The organism is Bradyrhizobium shewense (assembly GCF_900094605.1).
Lineage (GTDB): Bacteria > Pseudomonadota > Alphaproteobacteria > Rhizobiales > Xanthobacteraceae > Bradyrhizobium > Bradyrhizobium shewense.
On record NZ_FMAI01000001.1, the window covers coordinates 357,082 to 372,714 of the forward strand.

Here is a 15,633-nt window from a genome sequence, read left to right on the forward strand (position 1 = left end):
CGCCTGACTTCGAACAGATGATTACGAGCCGGCATCTGTTCAAATGAAAACTAATTCAGCACCTCTTGCCGGGACGACTGCGCTCGGCCGCGACCATCACCGGTTCTCGATCGCTCAGAGAGAAGTGAGTTCTTCCAGAGTGGATTCCGGAACGCCACGAGAATAATCGCACCGCGCGGGAGATACGCGTCGACTCGATCCGAAAGCACGCGCCGCATTCTGCGCCGCCAGTACCGCGGCCCGTCTGACCCTTGCGAATGCGCAGATCTCGATCTGCCGGACCCGCTCGCTCGAGATGGAGAGTTCACGACCAAGCTGTTCGAGTGTGCGGGGGTTCTCAGCCAGCCGCCTCGCCTCCAATACGCGCCGCTCGCGCTCCGTAAGGACATCGAGTGCAAGGCGTAGCGCGTTGGTGCGACGCTCTGTCTGTTCCTGCTCGGCGATGACCGTCTCGGCGTCGATTGCATCGTCAACCAGCAAGCTCTGCCACTCGGCTCCCTCCTCGTCGCCTCCAACGCGCGCATTCAGCGAGAGGTCGCCGTTCAAGCGGGAGTCCATCTCGATCACGTCGCGCGTCGCAACGTCGAGCCTCCCGGCAATCATCTTGGCCGCCTCCGGCGTGAGGCCCGCCATCTCGCCGCCTGTCGCTCTCCTCATCTCGCTGCGGAGCCTGAAGAACAGCTTCCTCTGGGCCGTCGTTGTACCGATCCGGACCAGTGACCAGGACCGCAGGATGTACTCGTGAATGGTCGCTTTGACCCACCACACTGCATAGCTGGAAAACCGCGCGCCGCGGTCGGCCTCGAAACGTGAGGCCGCGATCACGAGCCCGAGATTTGCCTCAGCAATGAGATCAACCAGCGGAAGGCCATATCCCCTGTAACCTCGCGCCAACCTGGCTGCGAGGCGGAGGTGACTGGTGACGAGCACGTTGGCGGCGTCTGGATCCCGCGTTTCCTGCCAACGACGTGCCAGCCGCTGCTCTTGATCAGGCTGCAGCAGATCGTATCGCCTGATGGCTGCTGCGTAGGCATTGACCGCGCTTGCCGACGGAGTTCGGCCGAACGTCGAGGTCTTGTTTCTCACGATCACGTGACGAGTTTGCATCCGCTGCTCCCGCGCTCGAACTTGGCGAGTAAGCGTAAGAGGCCTTCCCGCGGAGCTGCCACTAAATTGGACTTGAGAATCCTGAATTCGTTTTCAGGCGGTCCGAGAGTCGGGCATCACCGCCGACGTCACGTCCGGTCAAGCCTCGCGTGACGCGCGATCCGGGATTGAGGTGCTGGGGCGCGGTCCCTTGTTGCTCCTGTCGAGACAAGGATCTCGACCCTCCCGCCGGGGGCCGGGCAAATGATCAGCCTGAAACCGTGAAGCTTGACGATGGCAGCCACCAGGCTCAGTCCCAGTCCAACCCCGGGCGTGTGGCGCATCTTATCGGAGCGATAGAAGCGTCGCAGCACGGCCTCACGCTCCTGCTCGTTGATACCAGGTCCGGTATCGCTCACGCGCACGAGCGCGGTCTTGTCGGCCGACACCAGCTCGAGCCTCACCATTCCGCCCGCGGGCGTGAACTTGACGGCATTGTCCACGAGATTGGCGACCGCCTCGAATAGCAGATCGCGATCGCCCCACACCTGCACCTCGCGATCGATAGCGACGCCAAGCGCGACGTTCTTGTCTTCGGCAATGGGCTCGTAGACGTCGCAGACCTCGCGCAGGATCTCGTCGAGCGCGACATCGCCGAAACCGGCCATACGGCGGTTGTTCTCGATCTCAGCCAGACGCAGCAACGCGGTGACGATTGCGAGCGACTGATCGATCCCGGCGACCGCCTTGTCGACGACCTCATGGAGTTGCTCCAGCGTGGCCGCGTGCGTGCGGCCTCTCTCCAGCGCCAGCCGGGCACGGGTGAGCGGTGTCCTGAGATCATGAGCAATGTCGTTACCGACGCCGGTCAGGGCGTTGATCATCGTCTCCATTTCGTCGAGCATCCCATTGACGATGCCGGCCAGTCGCGCGAACGGATCATCCACATTGTCCTGTGGTAAACGCTCGCGCAGATCACCGGCCACGATCCGCCGGACCCGCTGGTTCACTTCCTCCACGCGCCTCTGGGCACGGATGCTCAACCCCGCTCCGGCCAGCAGGCAGAGGCAGAACGCCGGCAGCAGGCCGAGCGCGAGAGCCTGCCCCACGACGCTCGATATTTCGCGCGTCTCATCGACATTTCTCCCCATGACCAGGATGGCTCCGCCCTCCAGGCGCCTGGCCCCCGCCCTGACAACCGGATCGTGGTCAGTCGATTGCGTGATGCGATCGAGCCGCACCCCCTGCACCACCCCGTCGAGCTCGAGCTCCTGCGGCACGCGCTCGATGTTGCCGGCAAGCCGGGCTCCGGCGGCGTCGAACAGTCCCGCGTACTGCACGCCCCTGGAGTCTTGTTCGAGGTGATCGGTGATCGCGTTGACACGGCGGGCCGAAGGCAGCCTGGCCAGGAAGTCGATCTGGGTCGTGATCATCCGATCCGACCGGACGATCAGATAGTCATCGATCTTCCAATAGATGAACGCGAACAGCCCGACCACGAACAGCGCAAAGGCCGCCGCCACCGCCAGGGCCCAGAGAAACGTGTTCGAACGAATGAAGTGGAACTGGCGCATCGATCCGACGCTCGATAGTCATGCAAACCATGCTCCCCGATTTGGGGATGCCGCGGCGGCTATTGACGCACACGCAGGAGGAATCCCGATCCCCGAACGTTATGGATGAGCTGCACCTCCCCCGGGCCGTCAACCTTGTGACGGAGCCGGCCCATATGCACGTCGATCAGGTTCGTGGTTGCAGGAACGAATTTATAGTTCCAAACCTCCTCGAGCAGCATCGCGCGCGTCAACAACTGGTCGCTGCGACGCATCATGTATTCGAGCAGGCGGAACTCTCGCGGCAGCAGATCGATCTCGCGCTCGCCGCGCCGCGCGGTCCGGTCGATCAGGTCGAGCTCCAGCGGCCCGGCGCGCAGCGTGGTTTCTCGACTGTCGGTCGGACGGCGCAGCAATGCCTCTATCCGAGCGACGAGCTCGACGAGCGCGAACGGCTTGGTGAGATAGTCGTCTCCTCCCATGCGCAAGCCGCGCACCCGGTCATCGACCGCGCCGAGAGCGCTCAGCACCAAGACGGGCGTTCCGACTTCGTCCTTGCGCAGCGCCTCGATGACGGTCAGCCCGTCCATTCCGGGCAGCATGCGATCGACGATCAAGGCATCTGGACATGACGAGCGCGCCCGATCGAGACCATCGATGCCATCGGGCGACCACTGAACCTCGAAGCCACGATCGGCAAGCTCGGCGATGACCGACTCGGCGGTCTCGGCGTCGTCCTCGATCAGAAGAATCCGCGTCATTGTCCCGGTCCCACCTCCTGCGAGGCGCTTCGGCCTGCGGCGACGAAGCATGGGCTCGGCGGCTCTTGTCGTCATATTCCACGCCCATTGCGCCCGAAGGCGCCGCGCTGAGCCTGCATGCGATGAGCCGCTCGCCCTGCGGTGACATAGTCCGGCTCAGGATGGAACACCACTAAATAGCAATTCAGGAAGCCTGGGAGGGCGGCCAGCGACGGTGGGTGAGCAGAAAGGTGTGCTGTCGTCGTGGTCATCTCCCATCTCCGTCCGGGACTCGCGATGTACCATAGATATGTTCTCCATGGGTCCTTGTTACGCACAAGGATGGGATTTTGCGGCGAACATTGCGGATTCGCACGATCGTGGCTGCCACGCGAATAGAGATCACGGGCCGTTGAACTCCGGTGAGCATTTCGTGCGTTTTGTTGAGCCGCGATCGTTCGCACCTCCTCCGCGAGGCGGCTTGGTCTGCCTGCTGTCATCAAAGGAGAAGCCACAATGTCTACCCTCAAGCTCTTGTCGACCGGATTGATCGCAGTCGCCATGCTGGGAGGACCTGTCATGGCACGCGAACGGCACGCCGTCGTGCGACCGTCCTCCATGGAAGCCAATCCGGCCGCATCGAACGCATCCCTCTATCGGGATGGTCGCACCTGCGTTCCGGCGCCGCGTGTCGGCGCATTTGCGACAGCGCCGTGGACCGGCGACAACGTCCCTTGTGAGCCGGGCACCGGAAGCTTCTGATCGCTACGGCTTTGCGGCCGACCGGGCACCTCGGTCGGCCGACCGCATCACCTTGCCGATCGGCCCTCGCCTTCCTGAAACCGAATTTAGTGGGATTGACGAGCGCCGTTCCTATCTTCCTTTCATCACGAAGCTTGGCGACACCACGACGCTGAAGCGAACTGCAGGGATCGCCGAGCACCTCGATAGAAAAGGAGTGCTCCCATGAAACGAGTATTGATGATTTTAGCCACAGCGGCACTTGCCTCGACGTTGACCGTCGGGGTGGCCGAGGCGCGCGGCGGTGGCGGAGGCGGCCACGGTGGTTTTGGCGGCGGCGGCTTTGGCGGCGGACATATGGGCTTTGGCGGGGGAGCGCATTTCGGCGGCATGGCACATGCCGGCGGGTTTGGCGGAGGATTTCATCCCGGCGGGACCGCGGCGTTCGGTGGCGGACACCGCTTCGACGGAGGCCATCTCGGTCTCGGCGATCACATCGCCTCCCGCGGCACAGGCTTCAGTCCCCACGCACTACATCAGTATGGTCGCTATCGGTCCGCGTATGGATTCTACGGCGCCTATCCCGACTGCTACGACTGGTACTACCTGCATCCCAACGCGCCGTTGCCGCTGAGCTGCGGCTGATTTGCAAGCACAAGCCTCTGCCTTTGGTCCGGATCTGGCCTGAGCCGATCCGGGCCGACGGCCTCCTGACATTCATGCGACGACCGCCGCGATCAACGCGGCAGTGACATCTCAGAACTGCACACCGCGTGTCAGGGCACCGTCGACGACGAGGTTCGTTCCCGTGATGAAGCTCGCGGCACGACTTGCGAGAAATACGACCGCGTTGGCCATCTCCTGCGGGGTCCCCATCCGGCCCGTGGGATTGAGCGCAAGCGCGGTCTTGTAGAGCTCGGGATTGTTGTCCTTGATCGTGTTCCAGACTCCGCCTTCGAAATAGGTGTTGCCCGGCGAGACCGTATTGGCGCGAATACCCTTGTGTGCAAGCTGATTGGCGAGACCTTGCGTGTAGTGGATGATGGCGGCCTTGAAGGTGCCGTAGGGGCCGGCCGCGAAATCGACCTCCCGCCCGGAAACGCTCGATATAGCAACGATCGCACCGGCGTCGCTCTTTTCCAGATAGGGCATGGCCGCATTGACCAGCCGGACCGTGCCCATCATGTCGGTCGAAAATTCCCTCGCCCAGCTTTCATCGTCCTGCCCGATAGCCAGCGCACTCACATTCGCCACGACGACGTCGATCCCGCCCAGTTTGGTCGCCATGTCGACCACCCAGGCCTTGAGCGCCACACCATCGGCAACGTCGACCGAGGCTCCAAAGGCGGCCACGCCTTTGCTCTTGAGCGCTGCGACAGTGCTGTTAACATCCGCTTGATTGCGCGCACAAATGCCGACATTCGCGCCCTCCGCCGCAAAGGTCTCGGCGATCGCGCGACCGATCCCCTTGGTACTGCCGGTGACGAGAACCTTGGCGCCCGAAAGTCCTAGATCCATGATCGGCTCCTTTTCTTCTCTTTAGTGTCACACATTCAATAGTTATTCGCCACCGCCCTGACCAATCCCCGATAGCTGTGCGGCATCCGCATCGAAACGAGATCCTTCCGTCGCACGACATTGGTCGGATAAACGCTGTCGAGATTGGTAGTGTCGACCAGCGCCGTGGCAAGGCCCGTATCGTCAGCTGCAATCGCCTCGCGGCGCGGAAACTCGAACGTATCGGGGCCGAACACCCCGCTCAGCCCGGGATAGCCGCGTCCGGGATTGAACACGTTGGCAAACGCCAGGAACACGTTGTTCTCGCCGGCGCGGACGCGGAAGTGATGCCAATGATGCGGATCGGCGCCGGTCGGAATCGGTGCCGACTGTAGAACGGCCGTCCCCGCATGTGGCGAACCGAAGGGGCCCTTGATGGCTGCGCAGCACGCGATGACGTCGCAGCCGCGAAGTGCGAGCACCCTCCCCGCTTCCGGAAACGCCGCATCGTGGCCGATCAGCAGGCCGATGCGCCCGATCGGCGTATCGACGACAGCCCAGTCATCACCGGCCGTGGCCCAGCTCCGCTCCTCTTCCGTCAAATGCGTCTTGCGATAACGCGTGATCCTTCCATCCGGCGTGATCAGACAGGCGCAGTTGTAAACGGCATCGCCCGCGCGTTCGGCCATCCCACAAACGATGTAGATCTCGAGCTGTGCAGCGAGCGCGTGCAGGCTGTCCGTGGCAGGTCCCGGTATCGGCTGCGCCGATCTCGCCGGACCCGCCAGGCCGGTGATCGCGAGTTCCGGGAAAACCACGAGATTCGCGCCCTCGGCTTTGGCCCGGCGGGCAAGATTCGCGATCGCCTCGAGATTTCCGGAAACGCTGTCGGCAGGTGCGAATTGGGCCACGCTGACGCGCGAGCGCATGCCTTCGGGCCAGGGCTCGTGACCATAGAGACCGAAAAACTCGCGTGGATTCCAGCTGAAAGTATCGGTCAGCAACTCCGGATACAGCTCGGGCCGGCGCTGAACGAAGACCGGCTCACCGAGCACGCGGCGCGCACGAGCCATGTCGAGATCGATCTCGGCCAAGGCGAACCCGTCGCCCTTGTCGAGGACCGTGAGCACCTCGCCATCCGGCGCGATCACACAGCTCCCGCCGCTGAACTGGACGGTGCGCTCGCACCCCCAGCGATTGCTCTCGATCACGTAACAGCCGTTCTCGAACGCTCGGCTGATCCAGTAAGGCGCCGGCGTTCGCTCCGCGAGCCAGTTGGAGATATGGCAGATGACATCCGCGCCGCCCAGCGCCATCAGCCGCGCTGTTTCCATAAAATGGATGTCCATGCAAATCAGGAGTGCAATCCGTCCAATCGGCGTATCGAAGACCTGGTTGTGCAGGTCGCCAGCCGCCGCCCATTTCGGCTCCGAGATATAAGGATGGGTCTTGCGATGGCGGCCGACGATGCCATCGGGCCCGATCAAGACGGCCGAGTTGAAGTAGATGTCGTCCTCGTCCGCTTCGGGCATGCCGACCACGACGTAGCAATCATGCTTGCGCGCAAGCGCCGCGAAGCGCTCGGTGGTCGGTCCCGGAACCTTCTCGACAAAGGGCCGAACCTCGGCGCGGTCGAACCAGCAATAGCCCGTGGTTCCCATTTCCGGCGTGACGATGAGCTTCGCGCCGGCCGCCGCCGCCTGTTCGCAGAGTTCGAGCAGGCGCGCGATGTTGCGCTCCTTCTCGAACATGGTCGGCTCGAACTGGACAGTGGCGACCTTGTGCACGCACGGCATGATCGGCGTCCCCCGTTAGCGCAGATAGGATTTCTTGATGGAGGCGCCGAGCGTGTATTTCGGATCGACCATGTTGCCGAGACGCACCCGTCCGGCCTGGGTCAACAGCATGTAGGCGTCGATCTCCTCGAAACCGTAGTCCGCCGCCATCCAGCGGCACAGCTCGCGATAGGCGATGCGCGCTGCATCCTCCATCGGCCGCGCCGAGCCGATGGTCATGATGAAGTCCTGGGTCTCGAGCCGTGGCCAGGCGATCGTCCAGCCTTTGATGAGATCGACCTGGACCGTGGTCACGGTCGGATGCTCGATCGCGACGCCGCAGAGCTCGCCGTCCCCCTGCGCGGCATGGCAGTCGCCGAGATAGAGCAGCGCGCCCTTGGTGTTGACCGGCAGATAGACGATGGCGCCGACGCCGACGTCCGGCAGGTCCATGTTGCCTCCGTAATAATCGGGGACGAGCGAGGAGATCGCCTCGATCTCCGGCGACGTTCCGATCGTGCCGATGAAAGGCTCATAGGGCAACGTGATCTTGTCGTTCCATTTGGTGCCGGTCTTGGCGTCGATCTCCAGCTTCTTGACCCGTTCGGGCAGCGCCGGGTTGAGCAGCGCGGTCTGCCCCGTGCTGACGAGGCCGCCGAAGTCCGGCATGACCACGGTGGTGCCGCACGGCTGCGGCCCGCGCGGCACGATGCTCTCGATATAGACCGCGAGCGTGTCGCCCTTCTCGGCGCCGTTGACGTGGATCGGTCCATTCTGCGGATTGAGGAACGGAAAATTGAGAATCTTCGACGGGCTGTCGGTTTCGTGCTTGATGGCGCCCTCGAAGGCGTCGTGGGTCTCGGCGGAGACGACCGCTCCAGGATCCACGGTCAGCACCGGATTCACGTAGGGGCCGTAGACATAGTGATACTTGCCCTGCTCGCTTTCGGTGATCGTATGCGAAGTGCCGCGCTCACCCTTGGCCACGCCCTTGCGAGCCATGATCGAATCTTTGTGCCAGGACATTTTCTTTTCTCCTTCTATCGTAGGCCAGCGTTCAAACGGCGAGATGGCGCCGCATCTCCGCTTCGTCGTCGAGCGCTGCGCGGTCGAGATTTGCGACGATGCGGCCCTTGTCCATGACGTAGCAGCGCTGCGCCATGGCGCGGATCATGTCGAGGTTCTGCTCGACCAGAATGATGGTCACGCCCGTGCTGCGGTTGAGCTCGACCATGTTGCGCGCGATATCCTGGACGATGTTGGGCTGGATACCTTCCGACGGTTCATCGAGCAGGATGAGATTGGGGTTCGCGATCAAGACTCGTCCGATCGCGAGTTGCTGCTGCTGGCCGCCCGACATGGTGCCGGCACGCTGGTGCCAGCGTTCGGCGAGGATCGGAAACGCCTCCACGATCCTGCGTCGGCCTGCTTCGGGAATGCCGCCGCCCTTGATCGCGGCGCCGACCGCGACGTTCTCGCCGACGGTCAGCCGTGGAAATACGTCGCGTCCCTGCGGCACATAGCCCATGCCAAGGCGCGCCCGTTTGTGCGCCGGCAGGGTTTCTACCGCTTCGCCGCGATAGACGACCGAACCGCTCATCGCCGGCACGAGCCCGATCAGGCTCTTCATCAACGTGGATTTGCCGACGCCGTTGCGCCCGATGACGGCGACGATCTCGCCTTCCCGCACCTCGATCTCGAGGCCCTGGAGCACGGGCTTGCCACCATAGCCGGCGCGCAAGGCGAGCGTCGAGAGGATGACCTCCTTGCGTGGCACATCAAGCATGGGCCTGCCCCAGATAAATCGCCGCCACGCGTTCATCCGCTACGATCTCGTCGATCGAGCCCTGCGCGAAGACCTGGCCGAGATGCAGCACCGTGACACGCTGGGCGACCTGGCGGACAAAAGCCATGTCGTGCTCGATCGCGAGCACCGTCATGCCGTCCGCATTGAGCCGCTGCACCATCTCTCCGGTCAGATGGGTTTCCTCCGGCGACATGCCGGCCGTCGGCTCGTCCAGCAGCAACAGGCGCGGCTTCAGGCTGATCGCCATGCCGATCTCGAGCCATTGCTTCTGGCCATGGCTGAGATTGCCGGCAGTCTGGGCCTGCTCGGACCCGAGCCCGAGGAAGGCGAGCAGCCGGTCGATCTCCGCTTCGAGCTCGGCGCCGCGATGACGGATCTGAAGTGCGATCTCGAGGTTCTGGCGGACCGACAGACCCTTGAATACGCCGGGCACCTGGAATTTGACCGAGAGGCCGCGATGAATTCGCGCAAAGGATTTCAGAGAGGTGATGTTCTCGCCGGCGAAGACAATTTCGCCGCTGCCGGGATGATGCTCACCCAGAATCAGACGGAACAGCGTGCTCTTGCCGGCGCCGTTCGGGCCGATCAGGCAATGGATTTCGCCGGTCTGAAGCGTGAGGTCGACGGCGTTAGTGACGTGTAACCCGCCGAAATGCTTGTTCAGCTTGCGCAGTTCGAGCAGCGACATCAGCCGATCCTCTGCGTCAGGCGGGCGGCGAGCCTGCCGAGCCAGTTCATCGCACCGAGCACGAGGCCGTTCGGCGCGATCAGCACCGTGAGCACCAGCAACACGCCCATGAAGACCAGCGCATATTGGCTGCCATAGATCGTGAGTGCCTGGAACGCGGCCAGCACCATCAGCGTGCCGATCACGGTAGAAGTCAGGTCGCTGCGGCCCCCGACGGCGACCCAGATCAGCGGCAACGCCGCCGCCGTCATGCCCATGCTCGAGGGCGTGATGTACTGTCCCCACACCGTGTAGAGCAGGCCGGAGAGCCCTGCGAGCGCCGCGCCGATGACGAAGGTGATGAGCTGGTATTTGCGCACGTCGTAGCCGAGCATCTCCGCCCGTTCCGGGTTCTCCCGGATCGCGACAATGACGTTGCCGAACGACGAGTTCATCAGCATGCGCAGGCCCAGATAGACGAAGATGAGAAGACCGAGCACGAAGTAATAGAGGCCGACGTCCGCGAACAGCACGATCGGCTCACCCGGCCAGGGGATGGTCAGAGGCGGCATCGCGCTCATGCCGTTGAAGCCGTTCAGTCGCGCGCTGCCGATACGCCACTCTGGCCCTGCGGTCTGGGCCATGAATCGCTCCAGCATCAACGTCACGGCCAGCGTAACGATGCCGAGGAAGACACCGGCGATGCGGCCGAAGAACATGAAATAGCCGAGCAGGATCGCGAACAACGCAGCGATCGCGACGGCCACCACCAGCGCCACCAGCGTGAAGCCGTAGGCCGAGCCGAAATTGATGGTGAGGATGCCATAGCCGTAGCCCGCAATCCCGAAAAAGGCGGTCTGGCCGAAGGACAGCGAGCCGCCATACCCCCAGATCAGGCACAGGCTGAGCGCGATGAACACCCAGACGAAGAAGTAAACCGTGTTGCCAACGGTGTAGCCGTCGCTCACCAGCGGATACACCAGTGCGACTGCGAGCACGACGGCGAACAAGCCCCAGAAGGCCGGACCGCGACCGACGGTCTGCGGTCCTTCGAGACGGCGAAACAACGAGAGAAAACCGGTCACGACGCCATCCCCCGTCAGGTGCGCTCGCGCAGCACGAAGCCGGAAATGCCCTTCGGCAGCACCCGAACGACGATGATGACGGCAACCAGGAGGCCGATCTGGCCGAACAGCTGTCCCTGCCAGGACGTCATCACCGATTTCACTATTGCAAGCACGCCGCCTGCAGGCGCCGTGCCGAGAAAGACATCGGCGCCGCCGATCACCACGGTGACGAACGCTTCCATGATGAAGGTTGCGCCCATGGTCGGTACCAGCGTCATGGTCGGGGCATAGAGACCACCGGCGAGGCCGGCGAGCCCCGCTCCGCAGGCGAAGGTGAGGCTATAGATCAAACGCGTATCGACCCCGAGCGCCGCGGCCATGTGCGGGACCTGAATGGTGGCGCGCGCCAGCACACCGAAGCGCGTCCAGTTGAACAGTGCATAAAGCCCCGCCAGCACACCGAGCGCGGCGCAGAACAGCACGATGCGATAGATCGAATAGGAGTAGTCGCCGACCTGAAAACTGCCGAACGGCGTGCCGACACCTGCCATGGTCGAACCGACCATGATCAGCGTGCCCTGCGTCGCGATCAGGCTGAGGCCCCAGGTGGCGACGATGGTGTCGAGCGGCCGGTCGTAGAGATGGCGGATGACCACCAGCTCCACCACGACGCCGACCAGCGCCGACACGATGGTGCCGGCGAGTATTCCGAGCGGCAACGGCAGGCCGGCATGCACGGTGGCCGCCGTCACATAGGCACCGCACATGATGAACTCGCCATGGGCGAGATTGATCACGCCCATCATGCCGAAGATCACCGCGAGCCCACAGGCCGAGAGCACCAGGAACGCGAAAGCGTCGCCGAATTGATAGAGCGCAGAGAAGACGAGGGTCGCAAGGTTCATGAAACAACCAGAATGTGGGAAGGCGCGAGATTGCCGTCGCAGATGTTCGAGGGTCGCCCCGGCGTTCCGGGAACGCCGGAGCGACCAGCCGCCGTCAGGGTTTCGGCGGGGGATTCGACGGCGTGTACTGGGCCATCGGATCCTTCTTGGTCAGATCGCAGCCGGCCTCGCCCAGCCAGTACGGCTTGATGTCCTCCCAGGTCTTCGGGAAGGAGATCGCGTGATCCGCACCGACCTTGGCGAGATAGATCGTGTGCGACATGTGCTGGCTCTTCGGGTCGATGCAGACCTTGCCCTCTGGCGCGTCCATGCAGACGTCGCCGAGCGCGATCACCTTGCGGATGTCCTCGCGCTTGGTCGACTTCGCGCGCTCCACCATCTGCTTGTAGAGATAGACGGCGAGATAGGAGTTCTCCGCCTCCTGGTTGACATAGGGCTCGCTCGGGAATTTCGCCTTGAACTTGGCGTAGAATTCCTTGCTCTTCGGCGAGTCGATCTCCTCGATGTAGTTGGTGGTGACGTACATGTCCTTCAGGCTCGGCGGCTTGAAGCGCTTGTGCTCGTAGCCCTGGCCGACGTTGACCGAGGAGGCCATCGGCAGGTTGACGTTGGCGGAGGCCGCCTGCTCGTAATAGGAGGCCTGCGCGGTGCCGACCAGCAGGGTGACCACGAAGTCTGGCTTGGCCTTCTGGATGTTCTGGATGCTCTGGGAGAACTGCGACACGCCGAGCGGGATGAACTCCTCGCCGGCCATCTTGCCCCCGTTCTCCTTGACGATCTTGCGCACCCATTCCGCCGAGATCTGGCCGAAATTGTAGTCGGCAGCGAGCGTGTAGACGTTCTTGCCGTACTTCTCCATCATGTAGGGGATGAGCGTGGAGAACTGCTGCTCGGGCACCGCGCCTGTCACGATCATGTGGCCGTCGCAGACACCGCCTTCGTACTGATTGTTGTAGAAGGCGAAGCCATTGAACTGGTCGACGATCGGACGGTACGCCTCGCGCGAGGCCGAGGAGAAGCCCGCGAACACGACGTCGACCTTGTCGCGCTGGAGGACGCGCCGCATGAACTCCTGGTAGCGGGTGTTGTCGGATTGCGTGTCGTAAGCGACGAGCTCGAGCGGCCGCCCCATGATGCCGCCTGCCTTGTTGATCTCTTCGGTGGCGAGCTGGATGGCGTGGACCTTGCCGATCGTCGCGGCGGCAAAATCGCCGGACTGATCTTCAAGCACGCCGAGCTTGATCGGATTTTCCGCCGCCAGTGCCAGAGATGATCCGAGGACAAGCGTCCCCGTGAGGGCTGCGGCACGCAGCCCCCGCAATACAGACTTGCTCATTTTTGCTTCTCCTAGATGGCTTGCTTGTTGCCGCCTTGCAGCGTGATGCCGGTTGTGCGGCCGGACGTATCGGGCGGCTTCGCCCGCTTGCTCATAAACTCCTCGCAATAGAGTTCCATGTTCTGCCGCGCGCGCATGCTGTCGCGGCGGAGCTGGGAATAGGCTCCCTCCTCGTCGAGGCCGTCTTGCTGCATCAGCAGGACGACCGCCCGGATCACCGCGCGCCGGCCGCGGCGGCGCTCCTCGAGGCCTTGAAGGCGCTCATACATCTCCGCGCGCAGCAGGAACTGGTTGATGCCCATGAACAGGGACGTGTAGACCGCGCCGCCGTGCACGGGCTTACGCAGGAACGAGGTTGCGCCGAGATTGACGAGCGCCTTGAGCCGGCTCGGCGCCTCGACGCCGACGAGGCCGATCACCGGCACCGGCGGCAAGCGCGAGCCAGGATTGACCTCGATCGCTACCGCGCCTTCGAGATCGCCGTCGATGAACAGGATGTCCCGCTCGGCCTGAAGGCTTGCGACATCAATCTGCGCACGACCGTCGATGATCTCCGGATATTCGGTGGAGACGCCAAGCTTGGCCAGCGTCGTTTCGAGCGCGCTCTCCCATCCGCCTCGCCGGGTAACGACGATGGCACGGCCGCCCTTGAAGTTCTGTAACAGTCGGGAGCTCATGATTGCACCACCTTCAAAAGCGGAGAGCGCATTGCGCTGGCAAAGCGCGGCGACGACTGAACGAGATAGGGATCTGGCGCGATCGGCTCGCGCGATTCCAGAAGGACTTCGAACTGCCCGCTGACCGTCGACCGACCAATCCGGGGCGTGAGCCAGGCGTGGAAGGTCTGGCGGTCGATCCGGACCTCGCCCTGCGGAGCGCACAGCCGCTGGTCCGCCACGGCGGCGCGTACGGTGCGGGCGTCGTCGGTGCCGGCTTGTGACAGGGCCGCGCCGAGCAGCTTGACGGCGATGTAGGACGCTTCGGCGTCTGCCGACGAGACCGGTCCATCCGGAAATGACGAGGTGTAGGCGCGAATGAAGGCGCCGTTTTCCGCCGAATTCAGCGAGGAGAAATAAACACTCGAGGACAGATGTCCATCGACAGCATCGGGACCGATCTCCGGCAATTCCGGCTCCGACAGCGTGCAACTCGCGACCGGGATTTCAGCCGCCTGATCGATGCCACGCGCACGGCAGGCGGCCCGGAACGCCCGGAAGAAGGCGTAAGCGCTGGTGCCGATCAAATTGTTGAAGACGAAGTCCGGACGCTGATCGATGATCGCCGCGATCACCTGGTCGACCTCGGTGTCGCCGACCGAGAGATATCGCTCGGCAAGCACGGTGCCACCGCGCGCGGCGAGTGCCTCCCGGAAGATGCGATTGTTTTCCCAGGCCCAGATGTAATTGGAGCCGACGCAGAAGGCGCGCGAGCCGACGCGGGATGCCAAATAATCGACGAGCGGCAGCACGTGCTGGTTCGGCGCCGCGCCGGTATAGATGACGTTGTCGGAGCTCTCGAATCCTTCGTAGTGAGACGGGTACCAAAGCAGTCCGTCGAACTTCTCGAAGCAGGGAATCACCTCCTTGCGGCTCGACGAGGTGTAGCAGCCGACCACGTGCCGGACGCCGGAACCGAGCAGCTGGAGGCTGAGCGAGCGATAGCTCGCAAGGTCGCCGGCCGGATTGACCACGACCGGCTCCAGCGCAATGTCGTCATGGCCCGCATTGATTTCGCGAAAGGCGAGCAGCGCCCCGTTCAGCATCGAGCGCGCAACGACGCTGTAGGATCCCGTCGTCGACAGCATCACGCCGATCCGATAGTTCGTCCGCGCCATCACTCGTTCCAAAATAAAAAGGCGCCCGTCGGCTGTTAAGCCGAGGGCGCCCTCGCCGCCAACCGAGCACGCGAAACCGGCGTGATGTTGGAAATGGTTGAAGCTCATTGCGTTGACGGGCCGAACTGCCCAACGCTTGCGTGATACGGTCGTTGAGATCAGTTGTGAAGTCAAGCGCGTTATTGCAGCGAAAGCTGCCGCGATTCATATCGTGGTGCAGCAAAACTATGCAGCCGAGCCGCGGGCACCGCTTCGATGCGGCGGAGACACCAGGGCACGCCTGACGTCCGGTTTCCGGACCTGAGGCGCACTGTCGAAAGCTGCGAGTCGAGCTGCCAGGAGGCCCGTGCACAGCCGAGGGCATCGACGCTCGCCGCCGCGAACGACGGATGTCTCTGCCGGCTGTCGGTTTCATTGGGGCGAGTGAACTTCAGCTGCCCGGAGCCTTGTCTGGCATCAGGCCGCCTCTGCACAATCTCATCCTGAGACCAAGCCCAAACGGCTCTGGGATTTAAGAATTTGGTAACGATACGAACGTGGTTGAGCGCGTTAATGCAAATCTCACACCGCCGGTGTCTAGCCCGTAACGACCCTGCTATAAAGCGTAGCCACGGCTCGATCGACT

General features: G+C 63.2%; 15 protein-coding genes. 2 read left to right on the forward strand and 13 right to left on the reverse strand.

Annotated elements, in window-relative coordinates; all coding sequences use genetic code 11:
* Positions 1-114: 114 nt before the first annotated feature.
* From rpoH to GA0061098_RS01545, 3 genes are all read right to left on the reverse strand, one after another.
* Entirely contained in the window at positions 115-1,107 is a 993-nt protein-coding gene (gene rpoH, locus GA0061098_RS01535; protein ID WP_091952670.1) for an RNA polymerase sigma factor RpoH, read from the reverse strand.
* A 128-nt stretch (positions 1,108-1,235) separates the two neighbouring features.
* Entirely contained in the window at positions 1,236-2,660 is a 1,425-nt protein-coding gene (locus GA0061098_RS01540; protein WP_091952672.1) for a sensor histidine kinase, read from the reverse strand.
* Between the two features lie 59 nt (positions 2,661-2,719).
* Positions 2,720-3,400 (reverse strand): response regulator transcription factor, encoded by a 681-nt coding sequence (locus tag GA0061098_RS01545; RefSeq protein ID WP_091952673.1) that lies wholly within the window; start codon positions 3,398-3,400, stop codon positions 2,720-2,722.
* 495 nt (positions 3,401-3,895) lie between these two features.
* Here GA0061098_RS01545 and GA0061098_RS01550 point away from each other — a divergent pair, with 495 nt between their 5' ends.
* Positions 3,896-4,141: a hypothetical protein gene (locus GA0061098_RS01550; protein ID WP_091952674.1), complete on the forward strand. Its 246-nt coding sequence runs from the start codon at positions 3,896-3,898 to the stop codon at positions 4,139-4,141.
* Between the two features lie 219 nt (positions 4,142-4,360).
* Positions 4,361-4,765, forward strand: coding sequence for a hypothetical protein (locus tag GA0061098_RS01555; protein WP_347337516.1), 405 nt, complete (start codon positions 4,361-4,363; stop codon positions 4,763-4,765).
* A gap of 111 nt (positions 4,766-4,876) precedes the next feature.
* On the opposite strand, the gene GA0061098_RS01560 is transcribed toward GA0061098_RS01555, so the two are convergent.
* The 10 genes from GA0061098_RS01560 to GA0061098_RS01605 form a co-directional block, all read right to left on the reverse strand.
* On the reverse strand, positions 4,877-5,638 hold the full coding sequence (locus tag GA0061098_RS01560; RefSeq protein ID WP_091952676.1) for an SDR family NAD(P)-dependent oxidoreductase: 762 nt from the start codon (positions 5,636-5,638) through the stop codon (positions 4,877-4,879).
* 35 nt (positions 5,639-5,673) lie between these two features.
* Positions 5,674-7,413 (reverse strand): nitrilase-related carbon-nitrogen hydrolase, encoded by a 1,740-nt coding sequence (locus tag GA0061098_RS01565; protein ID WP_091952677.1) that lies wholly within the window; start codon positions 7,411-7,413, stop codon positions 5,674-5,676.
* 15 nt (positions 7,414-7,428) lie between these two features.
* A complete protein-coding gene (locus tag GA0061098_RS01570; protein WP_091952678.1) occupies positions 7,429-8,418 on the reverse strand; it encodes an acetamidase/formamidase family protein in 990 nt (329 codons plus the stop codon).
* 31 nt (positions 8,419-8,449) lie between these two features.
* Positions 8,450-9,178, reverse strand: coding sequence for an ABC transporter ATP-binding protein (locus GA0061098_RS01575; RefSeq protein WP_091952680.1), 729 nt, complete (start codon positions 9,176-9,178; stop codon positions 8,450-8,452).
* Entirely contained in the window at positions 9,171-9,887 is a 717-nt protein-coding gene (locus GA0061098_RS01580) for an ABC transporter ATP-binding protein (protein ID WP_038947971.1), read from the reverse strand. Before GA0061098_RS01580 ends, GA0061098_RS01575 begins: the two co-directional genes overlap by 8 nt.
* Positions 9,887-10,951 (reverse strand): branched-chain amino acid ABC transporter permease, encoded by a 1,065-nt coding sequence (locus GA0061098_RS01585; RefSeq protein WP_091952683.1) that lies wholly within the window; start codon positions 10,949-10,951, stop codon positions 9,887-9,889. Before GA0061098_RS01585 ends, GA0061098_RS01580 begins: the two co-directional genes overlap by 1 nt.
* Positions 10,952-10,965: 14 nt before the next feature.
* Positions 10,966-11,838, reverse strand: a complete 873-nt coding sequence (locus tag GA0061098_RS01590) for an ABC transporter permease subunit (RefSeq protein ID WP_091952686.1) — start codon at positions 11,836-11,838, stop codon at positions 10,966-10,968.
* Between the two features lie 94 nt (positions 11,839-11,932).
* A complete protein-coding gene (locus GA0061098_RS01595) occupies positions 11,933-13,174 on the reverse strand; it encodes an urea ABC transporter substrate-binding protein (protein WP_091952688.1) in 1,242 nt (413 codons plus the stop codon).
* An 11-nt stretch (positions 13,175-13,185) separates the two neighbouring features.
* A complete protein-coding gene (locus GA0061098_RS01600) occupies positions 13,186-13,851 on the reverse strand; it encodes an ANTAR domain-containing response regulator (protein ID WP_028142502.1) in 666 nt (221 codons plus the stop codon).
* Entirely contained in the window at positions 13,848-15,008 is a 1,161-nt protein-coding gene (locus GA0061098_RS01605; RefSeq protein ID WP_091952690.1) for a transporter substrate-binding domain-containing protein, read from the reverse strand. The genes GA0061098_RS01600 and GA0061098_RS01605 overlap by 4 nt, the downstream gene beginning before the upstream one ends.
* Positions 15,009-15,633 lie beyond the last annotated feature (625 nt).